Here is a 15,246-nt window from a genome sequence, read left to right as displayed (position 1 = left end):
GCCCGCGATGAGGGACCGCGGCCCCGCCAGATCAGCGCCGCGCCGTGTCGGCCCGCCGCGGCCTCTCCCTTGCGCGGGTCAGCGGTCGTCGCGGGCGTCGTCCGGGTGCACGTCGCCCTGCACGCCGCCGGCGGTGCCCACCCCGATGTCGACGGTCGCGTGCACCCGTCCCTGCCGTTCCAGTCCCGCGAACCAGGGCACCCGCCCGGCGACCTCCGCCGCCCCGTCAGGCAGGGCCGCGACGTGCATCGTCACCCCCCGCTGCGCAAGCTCGCGATCCAGTTCCTCCAGCGCGTCGAGCACGGTGATGGACACCGCCGTCTGCTGCTGCAGCCCGAGCACCACCGCGGTCACCGGGGGCTGCAGACCCGCGACGGTGTCGAGCACGAGCCGTTCGTTCGCGAGGGCGTTCGCGGTGTACAGTCCCCGCTCCAGCTCGATCGCGACCACGGGGCCCACGCGCGTCGTCACGCGCACCCGCGGCACGTTCAGCTCGCGCAGCACCAGGACCAGCGTCACGACCACCCCGATCGCGACGGCCGGGAGCAGCCCGGCCGTCAGTCCGATCACCGCGACCGCGGTCGCGATCCAGAAGTCCGTGCGGCTGATCCGGAACCAGCGCACGAGCTGCGGCACGTCGACCAGTCCGACGACCGCGATGAACACCAGCGCGGCGAGGGTGGCCTCCGGCAGCAGGCTCAGGACCGGGCCGAGGAACAGCGCCACGAGCACCGCGAGGACCACGGTGACGAGCGTCGCGAGTTGGGTGCGCGCCCCGGCGCCCTGGTTCACCGCGCTCTGGGAGAAGCCCCCGGCGGCCGGCATCGCGGCGAAGAACGAGCCGACCGTGTTGGCCGCGCCCGTGGCGAGCAGCTCCTGGTCGCTGTCGATCGGAGGCTCGGCGGGCCGTCGCAGGCTGCGGGCGACCGCCGCCGACTCGAGGAACGCCATCACGGCGATCGCGAGGGCACCGGGAACGAGGACGGGAGCCTGTGCGAAGTCGGGCACCCCGGGCACGGGAAGGCCGCTGGGGACCGGTTCGATCAGATCGACGCCGAGCCGGTCGACGTGGCCCAGGCCCACCAGGAGGATGCCGCCGAGCACGACCACCAGGGCGCCGGGGACCCGGGGGAGGAAGCGGCGGCACAGCAGCAGCACCGCGATCGATCCGGCCGACAGCAGCACGGTCGCCGGGTTCACACTCGCCGCCGCCTCGCCCACGGCGACGAGCGACCGCAGGAAGCCGTGTCCGGAGAAGTCGAACGTCTCTCCCAGGAGTTTCGGCAGCTGCCCGACGGCCACGGTCGCACCGACCCCGATCTTGAGCCCCAGAACGGTCGCCCCGCTGATGTTCTCCACCAGGCTCCCGAGGCGGCACAGCCGCGCCAGCAGCAGGATCGCGCCCACGAGGAGCGTGAGCATCATGAGCGAGCCGAGGGCGTCGTCCGACCCCGCGGCGACCCCGGCCGAGACCAGGGTCGTGGCGGTCAGCGTGGCGATGGTCGACGTGGTCGACACGCTCATGGCGCGACTGCCGCCCAGCACCGCGTACACCAGCATCGGCACGATGCACGTGTAGAGGCCCACCTGCACGGGGAGGTTGGCGATCGTCGCATAGGCCATCGCCTGCGGCACGACCACGGCTCCCGCGGCGAGACCGGCGACGACGTCGCCCGTCACCCATCCGCGTCGATACCCGTCGAGAGTGCTGAGCAGCCAGGGCGGCCTGCGCCTCGCGCCCATCCGTTCTCCCTCCACCGTGAGGGAAGCGTACTGCGGTGGACCGACGCGCCGCGCGCTTCCGGCCGGGCCGCCCCGCCGATCACCCGGGTGAACTCGCGCGCCACCCGGTGCGGCAGCGCTCCCACCGCGAGTATCGTCCCACCGTGCCGCCGAAGTCCGACGGCACCGACGTGCTCGATCTCGCGATCGTCTGGGGCCCTCCCGAAGGGCACGGTCGTGGGGGCGCGAACCCCGCCGCGCGCCCTCACGGTCCGTGGACCATCCGCACGCTCCACGGTCGGCCGACGTGGCAGCGGACCCGGGTCTGAATGCCGATGTCGGTGGCAGGGAGGAGGATGCGCGCATGCAGATCACACTCACGCAGCCGGCCGGCCTCGTGGCCAGCCCGGCCTTCAGCCATGTCGCGGTCGTGCCTCCCGGGGCGACGACCATCTACGTCGGGGGCCAGAACGGCGTCGACGAGTCCGGTGCCGTCGTCTCGACCGACGTCGGCGAGCAGTCCGTGCGCGCGGTGCAGAACGCGCGGGTGGCGCTCGAGTCGACGGGCGCGGCGCTCGACGACGTCCTCAGCTGGACGATCCTGATCCATCAGGATGCCGATCTCCGCGCCGCGTACGGTGCCGTGGCACCCACGCTGGCGCGCGAGGGGGCGCCGCCGCTCGTGACAGCCGCCCTCGTGGCAGGGCTCGGCGTCCCCGGCGCCCTGATCGAGGTGAGCGCGGTCGCCGCGGTCATCCGCGACTGAGGTCAGAGGCGGCCGCGCACGGGGGTACGCTCCACCGTGTCCGGGGTGTCCGGCGGCGTCATCTCCGCCCGCACGCCGAGCAGCCGCACCTCCCGCGCGGGGTCGAGGGTGGCGCCGAGCCGCAGGGCCTCCGCCACCACCTCGTCGCGGCGGGTGGCGGGGGCGGGCAGCTTGTGGCCGAAGGTTTTGGTGTCGAACGGGGCGTAGCGCACCTTGAGGTGCACACGCACGACGGCCCGCCCCTCCTTCGCGCAGTCGTCGAAGGCCTGTCCGGCGAGCTCCCGGAGCGCCGCCTCCACCTGCTCGGGCGTCGTGAGGTTCTGCTGGTAGGTGGTCTCCCGGCTGTGACTGCGGGCGACCCAGGGGGTGTCGTCGACCGCGGTGGGCCCGAGCCCGGAGCCGAGGCCGTGGTACCACACGCCCATCCGCGGCCCGAATTCGGCGATCAGCTCCTGCTCGTCCGCGTCGGCCAGCTCGCGCACGGTCGTGATGCCGTGCCCAGCCAGACGCTTCTGCACCTTGGGGCCGATCCCCCACAGCTCTCTCGTCCCGCGCTCGCCCATCACCTCGAACCAGTTGTCGGACGTGAGGCGGAACAGCCCCCGCGGCTTTCCGAACTCGGTCGCGATCTTGGCGCGCACCTTGTTGTCCCCGATGCCGACCGAGCAGTGCAGTGCGGTCGCCTCCCGCACCGCCGCCTGCGCCGCCCGCGCGACCCCTTCCGGGTCGTCGGTAGAGACACCGAGGAAGCACTCGTCCCAGCCGAGCACCTCCACCACCACGCCCGGCAGCTCCCGCAGCGCCGACATCACCGCGTCCGACGCCCGCTCGTACTCCTCGTGGTCGACCGGAAGGAACACCGCGTCCTCCGGCGCCTTGCGCGCGGCGATCTTCAACGGCATGCCCGAGCCGATCCCGTAGGCCCTCGCCTCGTACGAGGCGGTGGAGACGACGGCGCGTTCGGTGGGGTCGCCCCGCCCTCCGACGATCACGGGTCGACCGGCGAGCTCGGGGCGGCGCAGCACCTCGACGGCGGCGATGAACTGGTCCATGTCCACGTGCAGCACCCACTCGGCCATGCACCGAGTGTGGCGGCTGTGCGTGGGAAAGTCACCCCTCGCGCCGGGGTTCAGCCCAGGCCGAGCCCGATCGCGGTCGCGAGCACGGCGAGCAGCGGCAGGGTTCCCTGCATCGCCGCGGCGCGTGCTTTCGAGCGATCGGAGAGCACCAGGACGAGGGCCGCGGCCAGCATCATTCCCGTGCCGGCCAGCACGAGCGTCACACCCACCGTGGCCGCGCCGACGATCACGAGACCGATGCCGAGCAGCGTCGTGAGCGCCAGGAACAGGTTGTAGAAGCCCTGGTTGAACGCGAGCTGCTTCATGGTCACGGCGTCGGCCTCGCTCGCGACGCCGAAGATCTTGCGGGTCTCCGGCTCGGTCCAGCGCAGGGACTCGAGCGCGAAGATGAAGACGTGGAAGGCCGCAGCGGCCGCGGCGAGGACGAGTCCGACGATGAGCACACCCGATTGTCCCGTCGCGAGGCGCTGCGGGGCAAGCCGCTCACACGAGGAAGACCGGAAGCAGCCCGGGGTTGTGAGCGTGCACGAGGACCGCGAACACGACGGCGTCGAACAGCAGGTGGACGGTCACCACGTAGGCGAGAGAGTGCGTGCGGAGGAAGATGAAGCCCTGCAGCAGCGCGAACGGGATGGTCAGCAGCGGCCCCCACTCGCGATAGCCGAGCTCCCACAGGAACGACACGAACACGATCGACTGGAGCACGTTCGCCAGGGCGTCCGGGAAGTGCCGCCGCAGCAGGGCGAAGACGGTGCAGATGAAGAACAGCTCGTCCCAGATGCCGACCGCGCCGACGCCGACGAACAGGCGGGCGATGAGGTCGGGCGTGTCGACCACCGGCCAGTTCTGATACACGCCGCTGCTGATGAAGTAGTACGGCAGGATCAGCCAGCCCAGCACGAGCACCGCCACCAGCCAGCCCCACTGGAGCCGTCCCCAGCGCCGCCCCGTGCGCCACGGGAACGAGATCGCCCGCTCGCGGTACACGAAGCGGGAGATCAGGTACGGCACGGCGACCGCGCCGCCCAGCGCGAGGGTGAACCGCAGCATCGCGAGGTTGTCCAGCTCCGCGGCGAGCGGGATGACGCTCACGATCAGCATGCCGACCGCGATGAGCGACAGGTCGCGCGTGAGCGACGGGGTCCGTCGCCGCCCGTCTTCCGGCACCGCGCCCGCCTCCGCAGCGTCCGTCCGTCGGGAGTTCCCCGAGCGCTCCGCGACCCACGCCGCCGCGAGGCCGACCGCGAGCAGCAGCCACCCGAGCCAGGGCAGTTCCAGCACGAAGAACGCCGGAGCCGCGGCGCACACGAGCGCGGCCGCCACCACGCCGCCCGCACGGAGGGAGGTGGCCGTCGCGGGCAGGGTCACGCGCGCGCCCGCCGACGGTACACGAGGTCGCGGATGTCGCGTCCCTTCGCGATGCCCTTCCGCTCGAAGGCCGTCATCACGCGCCCGTCGAAGCGCTCCGCCCACTCACCGTCGAACGCGCGCTCGAAGAGCGGATCCTCGTCGAGCACCTCGCGCATCTGGAGCGCATAGTCCTCCCAGTCGGTCGCGAGCCGCAGCAGACCGCCGTCGCGCAGCGCCCTGGCCGCGGTCGCACCGAAGCCCGCACGGACGAGGCGGCGCTTGGTGTGCCGCTTCTTGTGCCAGGGGTCGGGGAAGAAGATCCACACCTCGCGCGCGGCACCCTCGGGCAGGTACGACGACAGCACCTCCGGCGCGTTGGCCTCGACCACGCGGAGATTGCGCGCGCCCTCCCGGTCGGCATCGAGCATGGTGCGCGCGAGTCCCGCCCGGAACACCTCGACCGCCAGGAAGTCGTCGTCCGGGCGGGAGGTCGCGGCGGCGACGATCGCGTGGCCCTGGCCCGAGCCGATCTCGACGTACAGGTCGGCGTGCCTGCCGTACTCGGCCGCGGGGTCGAGCCGTGCTTCCGGGTGCACCGAGGTCCAGGCCACGTCGCGCGGCACGTCCAGCAGGTACTGCGGGCCGAGCTCGGCGAAGGCGCGCTCCTGCGCGTCGGACATCCGGCCGCTGCGGCGCACGAAAGACACCGGTTCGTCGCGGAACGTGCGGGGTTCGGGCATGGTTCCAGGGTAGCCGTCGGCGCTCCGCCGCCCGGACCGGAGCGCTAGCCCGCCGGCTCCGTGACGAAGTCGATCAACTCCTCCACACGGCCGAGCAGCGCGGGTTCGAGGTCGCGATACGTGGTGACCTTGGACAGGATGTGCTGCCAGGCCCGCGCGGTGTCGGCCTGGGTCTCGTGCGGCCATCCGAACGCGCGGCAGATGCCCGTCTTCCAGTCCACGCCGCGCGGGATCTCGGGCCACGCCGCGATGCCCAGCGACCGCGGGGTGACGCACTGCCACACGTCGACGAACGGGTGGCCGACGATGCGCACGTGCCGACCGTGGGGTCCGCGGGCCACGGCCTCGGCGATGCGCGACTCCTTCGATCCCGGCACGAGGTGGTCCACCAGCACGCCGTAGCGCCGCTCGCGGCTGGGCGGCTCGGCGGCGAGGAGCTCGTCGAGCAGGTCGACGCCCTGCAGATACTCCACCACGACGCCCTCCACCCGCAGGTCGGCGCCCCACACCTTCTCGACCAGCTCGGCATCGTGGCGTCCCTCGACGAGGATGCGGCTGGGAAGCGCGGTCCTGGCGCGCTGGTCGGCGACCGCGAACGAGCCGGAGGCCGTGCGTCGCGGTCCCTGCTCCTTCGCGGCGGGGACGGTCAGCCGCACGGGCGCGCCGTCGATCAGGAAGCCGCCGCCGAGCGGGAAGAGGCGCTTGCGCCCCTTCCAGTCCTCGAGCTCGACGGTGCCGCCCTGCACGCGCGTCACCGCGCCGCAGTAGCCGTCCGCGGCGACCTCGACCACGAGGTCGATCTCGGCCGGGACGATCGGCACCTGCTTCGCTCCGCGTTCGCGCCAGCCCGACGCCAGCACATCGGATCCGTACCTGTCGTCCATGCCCTCCAGCGTATGTGTCTCCGCTGACGGCGAACGGCGATGCGCACCGCGGCGCTGTCGCGTGTCGTACCCAGTGCATAGACTCGTGACATGGGGCTCGGCTGCCGGTCGGAGGGAACACGATGACGAAACGGTGGCTTGCGCTGGCCGCACTTCTGCTGGCCGCGATGATCGGGACGTTCAGCACGTCCGCCGCCTCCGCCACCGATCCGCTCACGCTCGACGCCGGGTACGTCACCGATCAGGCCGGGGTCCTGAGCCCGTCCGAGAAGAGCACGGTCGAGACCCGCTTGCAGGAGCTCTCGGCCAACTCCTCGGCCGACCTCTTCGTCGTCCTCGTCGACGACTTCACCAACCCCTCCGACAGCGCGGACTGGGCCGACGCGGTGGCGTCGGCGAACAACCTCGGCCCGTCGCAGTACCTGCTCGCGATCGCGGTCGACGGCCGCAGCCTCTACATCTCCGCCGACTCCTCCGGTCCGCTGAGCAACAGCCAGCTCGACGGCATCGAGAACGACATCGCACCGCTCGCGGGAGCCGGGGACTGGGCGGGCGCGATCACCCTCGCGGCCGACCGGATCCAGGGCGACGGCGGCGCGGGTGCCCTGCGGGTGACGCTCATCGTGGTCGCGGTCGTCGTCGTGTTGCTGCTGATCTGGCTCGTGGTCTCGCTCGTCCGCCGTGCGCGGCGCAACGCCGCCATCCGCGAGCGCGGCGCGATGCCCGAGACCCCCGACCCCGCCGACCCGTTCTCCACGCTCACCGACGCGCAGGTCGAGCAGCAGGCCGGTGCCGCGCTCGTGCAGGCCGACGACGCCATCACGTCCAGCCGCGAGGAGCTCGGCTTCGCGGTGGCGCAGTTCGGCGACGGGGCGACGGCCGAGTTCACGCGCGCGGTCGACGAGGCCAAGGCGAAGATCGCGGAGGCGTTCGACCTGCGGCAGAAGCTCGACGACGAGATCGAGGACTCCGTCCATGACCGCCGGGCGTGGCACATCCGCATCATCCAGCTCGCCGACGAGATCGACCGCGTGCTCGACGAGAACACCGAGGCGTTCGACGCACTGCGCCAGCTGGAGCAGAACGCGCCGCAGGAGCTCGAGCGCGTGCGCGGAGAGCGCGCCGCACTGACCCCGCTGCTGCCGACCGCCGCCTCGTCGCTCGCCGCGCTCTCGGCCGCGTACGATCCGGCCGCGTTCGCCACGGTGGCCGACAACCCGACGCAGGCGCAGGAGCGTGCAGCCCTCGCCGACCGCTCGATCCAGGCTGCCGAGCAGGCGATCGCCGCCGGGCGATCGGGCGAGGCGGCGTTCGCGATCCGCACCGCGGAGCAGTCCGTGGCGCAGGCCGGCCAACTGGTGCGGGCGATCGTGGCGCTCGGCACGGAGCTGTCCGCCACGCAGCGGGCCGCCACCGCCCTGGTCGCGGAGCTGCAGTCCGACCTCGCCGCCGCCGCGCAGCTGCCCGACCCGTCCGGCGCGATCGCCGCCGCGGCCTCCGCCACCGCCCAGCAGCTGCAGGTCGCACAGGCCGATCTGACCGGCACGGCGAAGAATCCGCAGCGCGCACTCGACGCGCTCACGGCCGCGAACACGCAGATCGACGCCGCGCTCGCGCAGGGGCGAGAGGCCGTCGACCGCGCGCGCCGTGCGCAACAGCTGCTCGAGCCCACGCTGGCCCAGGCGAACTCCGAGATCCGCGCGACGAGGGAGTTCATCGAGACCCGCCGCGGCACGGTCGGCTCCGCCGCGCGGACGCGCCTCGCGAGCGCCGAGGCCGCACTCACGCAGGCGCTGAGCCTGCGCACGACCGACGTCGAGCGGGCACTCGCCGAGGCGACCAGGGCGCTCGACCTCGCCAGACAGGCGACCGCGGCGGCCGAGTCCGACGTGCGCTCGTACGGCCCGGCCGTGGCCGCCGACGACAGCTGGGGCGGGCTCTTCGGCGGCTCGACCGGCTCGGGCGGCTCCGGCATCGGCGGCGACATCCTCGGCGGGATCATCGGCGGACTGCTGGCGGGCGGCGGGGGCGGGTCCTCGCGTCGCAGCAGCAGCGGCTGGCGCTCCTCCGGCGGCGGCGGTTTCCGCAGCTCCGGCTTCGGAGGCGGAGGCAGCCGCGGACGCTCCGGGGGGCGACGCTTCTGATCCCCCGCACAGACACGTACGACACGCTCTTTACGACGACCCTCTGAAAGGAACCACGCATGACCGCCAAGCAGTCCATCTTCGGACGGATCTCCACCCTCGTCCGCGCGAACATCAACGCCCTCCTGGATTCTGCGGAAGACCCGCAGAAGATGCTCGACCAGCTCGTCCGCGACTACACCAACAGCATCGCCGACGCCGAGTCCGCCATCGCGGAGACCATCGGCAACCTGCGTCTGCTCGAGCGCGATCACGAGGAAGACGTGCAGGCCGCCACCGAGTGGGGCAACAAGGCCCTCGCCGCGAGCCGCAAGGCCGATGAGATGCGCGGTGCCGGCAACACCGCCGACGCCGACAAGTTCGACAACCTCGCCAAGATCGCCCTGCAGCGCCAGATCAGCGCCGAGCGTGAGGCGACCGGCGCCGAGCCGCAGATCGCCGCGCAGACGGAGATCGTCGACAAGCTCAAGACCGGCCTCAACGGCATGAAGGACAAGCTCAACGAACTCAAGAACAAGCGCAGCGAGCTGCTCGCCCGCGCCAAGGTCGCCGAGGCGCAGACCAAGGTGCAGGACGCGGTGAGCTCGATCAACGTGCTCGACCCGACCAGCGAGCTGGGCCGCTTCGAGGACAAGGTCCGCCGCCAGGAGGCCATCGCGCAGGGCAAGGCCGAGCTGGCCGCGTCGAGCCTCGATGCGCAGTTCGAGAGCCTGGAGGACCTCGGCGAGCTGACCGAGGTCGAGGCGCGCCTGGCCGAGCTCAAGGCCGGGGGCGCTGCTCCCCGTCAGGCACTCGAAGGTTCCTGATCCCTCGCTGATGCCCCGGGCCGCGTGCCCGGGGCATCAGCACTTCCGCTGTCGAGAGGTCTTCCCATGGTCCGCTTCCTCGTCGTGCCGCAGTGGCAGGGTTCGCCCGCCGCGCGGGCGATGCTCCTGGTCGACGGGGCGTCGGCGATCGCCGGCGATCTCCCGCGCGCGGCGACCACCGTGCTGGAGGTGCCCGTCGAGGCGGGCGAGTCCCTCGGGACGGGGGTGCGACGCCTCAGCGCCCTGCAGCGGACGCGCGAGCTGGTGCGCGAGCACCTCACGGCCGACACGGTGCTGATCGGCGGCGACTGCAGCATCACGGTCGCGGCACTCGACGCGCTCCCCGGGGGGACGGACGATGTGGCGGTCGTGTGGTGCGACGCGCATGCCGACCTGCACACGCCGGAGACCTCCCCGTCCGGTGCCTTCTCGGGCATGGCGCTGCGCGCGGTGCTCGGCGAGGGCGAGGAGCAGCTCGCGCTGTCCCCCGGTGTGCCGCGGGAGCGCGTGGTGACCGTCGGTGTCCGCAACGTCGACGACGCCGAGGTCGATCCGCTCGCCGCGCTCACCGGTCTGTCGGTCGCCGATCTCGACGATCCGGACGCACTGGCCGCCGCGGTGCGGGCCACGGGCGCCCGCCGCGTGTGGGTCCACATCGACGTCGACGTGCTCGACCCCGCCGCCTTCGCCGGAGTGTCCTCCGCGGTGCCGTTCGGGGTGTCTCCCGCCGCCCTGAGCGCCGCCATCCGCCGCCTGCGGGAGAGCATCCCGCTGGCCGGGGCGACGATCGCCGGCTTCGCGCCGCGGTCCCCTGCCGACGCGGTCGACGATCTGGGCGCGCTGCTGCGCCTGGTCGGAGCGGTCGCGTGACGCCGCCGGAGGGCTGGCAGGACGAGGCCGCCGAACGGCTGCGCCGCGGGCGGCGTGCGGATCGTCGCATCCCCGCGTTCTTGCTGCGCTCCCCCATCAGCCGCCTGGGCTACGCCTGGGGCACAGCCGTCGGCTGGCTCTGGGGCTCCCTGTGGAGCACGGGGCGGGTCGAGCGACGCAACGGCCTGTGGATCTTCCGCGGCATGCCCTCGTGGACGTTCAACCGCGGCGGTGTGTGCGTCGGTGGCTGCTTCCTCACCGGTGACGAACCGCCGAGCGACGCGGTCCTGCGACACGAGGCGGTGCACAAGGAGCAGTGGCTGCGCTACGGGTTCCTGATGCCGGTGCTGTACCTGTTCGCGGGGCGCGACCCGCTGCGCAACCGCTTCGAAATCGAGGCGGGGCTGGAAGACGGCAACTACGTCCGTCGTCCGCGCTGAGTCAGCGCGCGATCGGCAGGAGGCCGAAGCGCTCCGGTGCGTGGATCAGACCGGGGGCGATGCCGAGGGCGCCGGTGAGGTGCTCGACGATGTCGGCCGTGCCGAGGTAGCCGCCCAGCAGCGTGACGTGGGTCTCCACCTCGTCGTCGCACATCATCTCGTCGGCCCAGGCGCAGGTGGCACGGGCGAGCGCCTGTCCCGCGGCGCAGGCGCGACCGCTGCCCGGGGTTCCCGAGCGCTGTCCACGCGCGAGCCAGGTGACCGTCATGCGACCGGGTGCCTCGATCACGCCGATGTCGGACACCTCGGGCACCTCGATGAAGATGCGACCGGAGGCACACAGGGGCAGCGTGGCCAGGAAGGCCTCGAGCTCCGCGAGGGAGTGCTCATCGGCCGTCACCAGGTGGTGGGCGCGGCGACGCGCGGCACGACGTGCAGCGCGGGCTCCGCGGATCTCGAGCGAGGTGGTCATGATGGCTCCATGCTACACCAAGTGAAGGCTTGCCTAACCTTCCCCGTCGACCTCAGTCGATGGGCTCGACCAGGGCGGCACGCAGGGCGTCGAGCTCGCCCTCGGTCATGCCGTTGGCGCGCAGGTATCCCGCCGCCGAGCCCCAGCGCTCATCGACCTGCGCGAGCAGCCGTCGCATGACGTCGGCGGGCGACTGCGTGGCAAGGGCCACCGCGTGCACCGCCTCCGGGTGCTGTGAGCGCAGGTACTCCGCGATGCGCCGCGAGCGCTCCGGCGGCAGCTGCGACTCGGTGAGCGCGTAATCCGCGATCACCGCCTCCCGATCGGCGCCGACGGCCGACAGGGCGAGCGCGACGGTCACCCCGGTGCGGTCCTTGCCCACCGTGCAGTGCACCAGGGTCGGGTCGCCGGCGGCGATGATGCGGACGGCCTCCACCAGCCGGTCGCCGCTCTCCTCCAGCAGGTGCAGGTACAGGTCGTCGAGGCTCACGTCCGACTCGAAGAAGGAGCGGACGGACCCGAGGAAGAGCGGCAGGTGCGTCGTCTCCGGCCCGTCGATCTCGCTCGGCTCCGCGGCGACCTCCTCCCCGTCGCGCAGATCCACGATGCGCGCCACGGCGTCCCGCAGGACAGCGGCCCCGGCGGGCGTCGCGGTGGAGAGCTGACCGGACCGCAGCAGCACACCCGAGCGGATGCGCCCACCTTCCGCCTGCATCCCGCCCACGTCTCGGACGTTCGAGACGCCCTCGACGTCGAGAACGGTCATGACGCGGCCGGTGCGGTGCGCGGCGGCACCGGGTAGCGACCGGCGATGACGATGCGGTTGAATGCGTTGATCGATACGCAGGCCCAGCTCAGCGCGGCGTACTCCTTCTCGGTGAAGACGCTGCCGACCAGGTCGTACACCTCGTCGGAGATGCCGTCCTCCGCGATGAACGTGAACGCCTCGGCGAGCTCGAGCGCTGCCCGCTCCCGGTCGCTGAAGACCCCGCTCTCGCGCCACACGGGGATCTGCGTGAGCGTGTCGGCGTCGATCCCGGCGGCGGCCGCGCGATCGACATGGATGCGCGTGCAATAGCTGCACCCGTTCAACTGCGAGCAGTGGATCATGACGAGCTCCTTGAGCCGGTCATCGATCCCGTTCGCCGCACAGATGGAGCCGACCGTCTTGGAGAACGCGTCGAGGGCCTGATACGCAGCCGGCTCGGTCTTGGAGAGATGCACGCGCTGTTCGGTCATGCCTCCATGATATGGCGCGGTCGAGGCGCAGCGACCGGCGAGCGCGCACACCCGGAAATGCAGAAGGTCAAGCTACTCGCGATGATGTACATCGAAACGAGAAGTAATCGACCGCAGCTTTTTGTCACAATGCTCTCGCATTTCCGCGTCGGCGTGGCAGGGGCGCAGAATAGCCCCGTGGCGATCGACACCAGCGAGTTCACCTATCTTCCCGCACAGGCCGAAGCGCTCGGCGTCCCCCTCCCGGAGGTGCAGCGCCTGACACTACCGCTCGCGGACGGCCGCACCCTCAGCGCCCTCCGGTTCGGCACGGGCGAGCCCCGGATCACGCTCCTGCACGGGGCCGGGCTCAACGCGCACACGTGGGACACGACCGCGCTGGCCCTGCAGCAGCCGGTGCTCGCGATCGACCTCGCCGGTCACGGCGACTCCTCGTGGCGCGACGACGCCGACTACACCCCGCGCGTGCTCGCCGCCGACGTGGCCGCCGCGCTCGACGCCTGGACGACCCAGCCGCAGGTGGTCGTCGGCCAGTCCCTCGGCGGGCTCACCGGCGCCGCCCTCGCCGCGGCCCGCCCCGACCTCGTGGCCGAACTCGTGGTCGTCGACATCACGCCGGGAGTGGACGTGACCGCCGGCCCCGCGGCGCTGCGGGCGTTCTACGAGGGCCCGACCGACTTCGCCACCCGCGACGAGCTGGTCGACAAGGCCATGGCGCTCGGCTTCGGCGGCACCCGCCCCGAGACCGAGCGCGGCGTCTTCCTCAACACGCGTGTGCGCGACGACGGCCGGATCGAGTGGAAGCACCACTTCGCCCACCTCGCGGCGCAGGCGCTGTCGGCGCACGACCCCGGCACCCCCGCCGCCCCGTCCGTCCTGCACGAGACCGGCTGGGACGACCTCGCCGGCGTGCGCTCCCCGCTGACGCTGGTCCGGGCGGAGCGGGGCTTCGTGAGCGCCGAGGACGCCGCCGAGCTGCAGCGCCGCCTCCCCGCCGCCCGCGTGGTGGTGCTCGACGCCACCCACAACGTGCAGGAGACCGCGCCCGCCGAGCTGGCTGCGCTCCTGACCTCGCGCACCACGTCGGCGACCGGCGGAATATGACGTTCCGTTCCGTCGCCGACCCCCGCACCTCCCCGCAACCCTAGGCTCGTCCCACCGGCACACAGCACCTGCCGCACCGAGAGGAAACACCCATGTTCTTTCGTCACCGACGCCTCGCGCTGATCTCCGCACTCGCGGCCACCGCCGTCGTGCTCAGCGCCTGCTCCGGCTCCGCAGAGCCCGGACCCTCCACCGGGACCGGCGAGCCCGATTCGAACGCGACGCTGCACGTGGGGCTCGTGCTCGAGCCCACCAACCTCGACATCCGCCACACGAGCGGCGCCGCCCTCGAGCAGATCCTCATCGACAACATCTACGAGGGCCTCGTCAGCCGCACGCAGGAGAACGAGATCGAGGGGCGTCTGGCCTCGGACTACGAGGTGTCGGACGACGGGCTGACCTACACGTTCACGCTGAACGACGGGGTCGTCTTCCACGACGGCACTCCCCTGACCTCCGCCGACGTCGTCTCGTCGTACGAGACCGTGCGCACCGACGCCACCGTGCAGGGCAACGCCGAGTTCGCGTCGGTCGCCTCGATCACCGCCCCCGACCCGACCACCGTGCAGATCGTGCTGTCTGCGCCGAACCAGAACTTCCTGTTCGCGCTCACGGGCCCGGCCGGACTCGTGTTCAAGACCGGCGACACGACCGATCTGAAGACCGCGGAGAACGGCACCGGCCCGTTCACGCTCTCGCGCTGGAACAAGGGCAGCACCATCACGTTCGCGCGCAACGACGAGTACTGGGGCGACCCGGTGAGCGTCGCCGAGGTCGAGTTCCAGTACATCCCCGACTTCACCGCCGGCGTGAACGCGGCGCTCGCCGGCGACGTCGACGTGCTCACCGCCGTCGACCCGAACCTCGCATCACAGCTGGAGGACTCCGGCGACTTCACCCTCACGAAGGGCCGCACGACCGACAAAGCCACGCTCGCGTTCAACAACAAGAAGGCGCCGCTCGACGACGTGCGCGTGCGTGAGGCGCTGCGCCTGGCGATCGACCACGACGCGCTGATCGAGGCCGTCGGAGCCGGCACCCCGCTGTACGGGCCGATCCCCGAGCTCGACCCGGGCTACGAGGACCTCTCCGACGTGATCTCCTACGACCCGGAGCGCGCGAAGGAGCTGCTGGCCGAGGCGGGGCAGGAGGACCTCGACCTCACGCTCACGATCCCCTCGTTCTACGGCACGACCGTCCCGAAGGTGCTCATCTCCGACTTCGACAAGGTCGGCGTGAACCTCGAGGTCGACTCGGTGGAGTTCCCGACCTGGCTCGAAGACGTCTACACCAACAAGGACTACGACCTCAGCTTCGTGCTGCACGTCGAGCCGCGCGACTTCGGCAACTTCGCCAACCCGGACTACTACTTCGGCTACGACAACGCCGAGGTGCAGGACCTGTACGCCCAGGCGCTGGCCGAGGTCGACCCCGACGCGTCGGCGAAGCTGCTCGCCCAGGCCGCCCGCATCGTGTCGGAGGACCACGCGGCCGACTGGCTGTACAACGGCGAGACCATCACCGCGGTCAGCCCGATCGTCTCGGGCTTCCCGGAGGACTCGATCAACTCGCGCATCAACCTGGCGGACGTCACCGTCAGCAGCGCCGACTGAGCGCCCGGTTCCGACCC

At 72.0% G+C, this 15,246-nt stretch carries 16 protein-coding genes; 7 read left to right on the top strand and 9 right to left on the bottom strand.

Features of this window, described 5'->3' with window-relative positions; genetic code table 11:
- Positions 1–78 precede the first annotated feature (78 nt).
- Complete coding sequence (locus KZC56_RS11995; RefSeq protein ID WP_247638632.1) at positions 79–1,743, bottom strand: SulP family inorganic anion transporter; 1,665 nt, start codon at positions 1,741–1,743, stop codon at positions 79–81.
- 343 nt (positions 1,744–2,086) lie between these two features.
- On the opposite strand from KZC56_RS11995, the gene KZC56_RS11990 reads away from it, so the two are divergent.
- Entirely contained in the window at positions 2,087–2,488 is a 402-nt protein-coding gene (locus tag KZC56_RS11990; RefSeq protein WP_247638631.1) for a RidA family protein, read from the top strand.
- Between the two features lie 2 nt (positions 2,489–2,490).
- On the opposite strand, the gene KZC56_RS11985 is transcribed toward KZC56_RS11990, so the two are convergent.
- From KZC56_RS11985 to KZC56_RS11965, 5 genes are read right to left on the bottom strand one after another with little or no spacing between them, the layout of a single operon-like run.
- Positions 2,491–3,567, bottom strand: coding sequence for a DNA polymerase IV (locus tag KZC56_RS11985; RefSeq protein ID WP_247638630.1), 1,077 nt, complete (start codon positions 3,565–3,567; stop codon positions 2,491–2,493).
- Between the two features lie 50 nt (positions 3,568–3,617).
- On the bottom strand, positions 3,618–4,010 hold the full coding sequence (locus tag KZC56_RS11980; RefSeq protein ID WP_136032583.1) for a DUF1304 domain-containing protein: 393 nt from the start codon (positions 4,008–4,010) through the stop codon (positions 3,618–3,620).
- Between the two features lie 40 nt (positions 4,011–4,050).
- Positions 4,051–4,935: a CPBP family intramembrane glutamic endopeptidase gene (locus KZC56_RS11975; protein ID WP_247638629.1), complete on the bottom strand. Its 885-nt coding sequence runs from the start codon at positions 4,933–4,935 to the stop codon at positions 4,051–4,053.
- The gene (gene trmB, locus KZC56_RS11970) at positions 4,932–5,657 is read right to left on the bottom strand and encodes a tRNA (guanosine(46)-N7)-methyltransferase TrmB (RefSeq protein ID WP_136032587.1); all 726 of its coding nucleotides are present in this window, start codon (positions 5,655–5,657) and stop codon (positions 4,932–4,934) included. The genes KZC56_RS11975 and trmB overlap by 4 nt, the downstream gene beginning before the upstream one ends.
- A 44-nt stretch (positions 5,658–5,701) precedes the next feature.
- Positions 5,702–6,541, bottom strand: a complete 840-nt coding sequence (locus KZC56_RS11965) for a DUF3097 domain-containing protein (RefSeq protein ID WP_247638628.1) — start codon at positions 6,539–6,541, stop codon at positions 5,702–5,704.
- A 122-nt stretch (positions 6,542–6,663) separates the two neighbouring features.
- On the opposite strand from KZC56_RS11965, the gene KZC56_RS11960 reads away from it, so the two are divergent.
- The 4 genes from KZC56_RS11960 (at position 6,664) to KZC56_RS11945 (ending at position 10,801) form a co-directional block, all read left to right on the top strand.
- The gene (locus KZC56_RS11960) at positions 6,664–8,685 is read left to right on the top strand and encodes a TPM domain-containing protein (RefSeq protein ID WP_247638627.1); all 2,022 of its coding nucleotides are present in this window, start codon (positions 6,664–6,666) and stop codon (positions 8,683–8,685) included.
- 59 nt (positions 8,686–8,744) lie between these two features.
- Positions 8,745–9,491 carry a PspA/IM30 family protein gene (locus KZC56_RS11955; protein ID WP_136032592.1) on the top strand — a complete coding sequence of 249 codons (747 nt, stop codon included), beginning with the start codon at positions 8,745–8,747 and terminating at the stop codon, positions 9,489–9,491.
- Between the two features lie 66 nt (positions 9,492–9,557).
- Positions 9,558–10,361 carry an arginase family protein gene (locus tag KZC56_RS11950; protein WP_247638626.1) on the top strand — a complete coding sequence of 268 codons (804 nt, stop codon included), beginning with the start codon at positions 9,558–9,560 and terminating at the stop codon, positions 10,359–10,361.
- Positions 10,358–10,801, top strand: a complete 444-nt coding sequence (locus KZC56_RS11945; protein ID WP_240744603.1) for a Fe-S oxidoreductase — start codon at positions 10,358–10,360, stop codon at positions 10,799–10,801. The genes KZC56_RS11950 and KZC56_RS11945 overlap by 4 nt, the downstream gene beginning before the upstream one ends.
- A gap of 1 nt (position 10,802) precedes the next feature.
- Here the strand turns inward: KZC56_RS11945 and KZC56_RS11940 are convergent, their stop codons facing one another.
- Genes KZC56_RS11940 through KZC56_RS11930 form a run of 3 tightly spaced genes read right to left on the bottom strand, consistent with a single transcriptional unit; the run spans position 10,803 to position 12,512 of the window.
- The gene (locus KZC56_RS11940) at positions 10,803–11,273 is read right to left on the bottom strand and encodes an SIP domain-containing protein (protein ID WP_136044548.1); all 471 of its coding nucleotides are present in this window, start codon (positions 11,271–11,273) and stop codon (positions 10,803–10,805) included.
- Positions 11,274–11,325: 52 nt separating this feature from the next.
- Positions 11,326–12,039 carry a tyrosine-protein phosphatase gene (locus tag KZC56_RS11935; RefSeq protein WP_247638625.1) on the bottom strand — a complete coding sequence of 238 codons (714 nt, stop codon included), beginning with the start codon at positions 12,037–12,039 and terminating at the stop codon, positions 11,326–11,328.
- Positions 12,036–12,512 carry a carboxymuconolactone decarboxylase family protein gene (locus KZC56_RS11930; protein WP_136036868.1) on the bottom strand — a complete coding sequence of 159 codons (477 nt, stop codon included), beginning with the start codon at positions 12,510–12,512 and terminating at the stop codon, positions 12,036–12,038. Before KZC56_RS11930 ends, KZC56_RS11935 begins: the two co-directional genes overlap by 4 nt.
- Before the next feature lie 177 nt (positions 12,513–12,689).
- Here KZC56_RS11930 and KZC56_RS11925 point away from each other — a divergent pair, with 177 nt between their 5' ends.
- Positions 12,690–13,616, top strand: coding sequence for an alpha/beta fold hydrolase (locus tag KZC56_RS11925; RefSeq protein WP_240745409.1), 927 nt, complete (start codon positions 12,690–12,692; stop codon positions 13,614–13,616).
- Between the two features lie 92 nt (positions 13,617–13,708).
- Positions 13,709–15,229, top strand: coding sequence for an ABC transporter substrate-binding protein (locus KZC56_RS11920; RefSeq protein ID WP_136036870.1), 1,521 nt, complete (start codon positions 13,709–13,711; stop codon positions 15,227–15,229).
- The last annotated feature ends 17 nt before the right edge of the window (positions 15,230–15,246 follow it).

It is taken from the genome of Microbacterium sufflavum (assembly GCF_023091155.1).
Taxonomy (GTDB): Bacteria; Actinomycetota; Actinomycetes; order Actinomycetales; family Microbacteriaceae; genus Microbacterium; species Microbacterium sufflavum.
This window is presented reverse-complemented; position numbering and strand designations above follow the sequence as displayed.

Coding starts and splice junctions, on each gene's coding strand:
- KZC56_RS11985 (WP_247638630.1), bottom strand. CDS start 3,567: ATGGCCGAGTGGGTGCTGCACGTGGACATGGACCAGTTCATCGCCGCC.
- KZC56_RS11990 (WP_247638631.1), top strand. CDS start 2,087: ATGCAGATCACACTCACGCAGCCGGCCGGCCTCGTGGCCAGCCCGGCC.
- KZC56_RS11995 (WP_247638632.1), bottom strand. CDS start 1,743: ATGGGCGCGAGGCGCAGGCCGCCCTGGCTGCTCAGCACTCTCGACGGG.
- KZC56_RS11935 (WP_247638625.1), bottom strand. CDS start 12,039: ATGACCGTTCTCGACGTCGAGGGCGTCTCGAACGTCCGAGACGTGGGC.
- trmB (WP_136032587.1), bottom strand. CDS start 5,657: ATGCCCGAACCCCGCACGTTCCGCGACGAACCGGTGTCTTTCGTGCGC.
- KZC56_RS11940 (WP_136044548.1), bottom strand. CDS start 11,273: ATGACCACCTCGCTCGAGATCCGCGGAGCCCGCGCTGCACGTCGTGCC.
- KZC56_RS11920 (WP_136036870.1), top strand. CDS start 13,709: ATGTTCTTTCGTCACCGACGCCTCGCGCTGATCTCCGCACTCGCGGCC.
- KZC56_RS11950 (WP_247638626.1), top strand. CDS start 9,558: ATGGTCCGCTTCCTCGTCGTGCCGCAGTGGCAGGGTTCGCCCGCCGCG.
- KZC56_RS11960 (WP_247638627.1), top strand. CDS start 6,664: ATGACGAAACGGTGGCTTGCGCTGGCCGCACTTCTGCTGGCCGCGATG.
- KZC56_RS11965 (WP_247638628.1), bottom strand. CDS start 6,541: ATGGACGACAGGTACGGATCCGATGTGCTGGCGTCGGGCTGGCGCGAA.
- KZC56_RS11955 (WP_136032592.1), top strand. CDS start 8,745: ATGACCGCCAAGCAGTCCATCTTCGGACGGATCTCCACCCTCGTCCGC.
- KZC56_RS11930 (WP_136036868.1), bottom strand. CDS start 12,512: ATGACCGAACAGCGCGTGCATCTCTCCAAGACCGAGCCGGCTGCGTAT.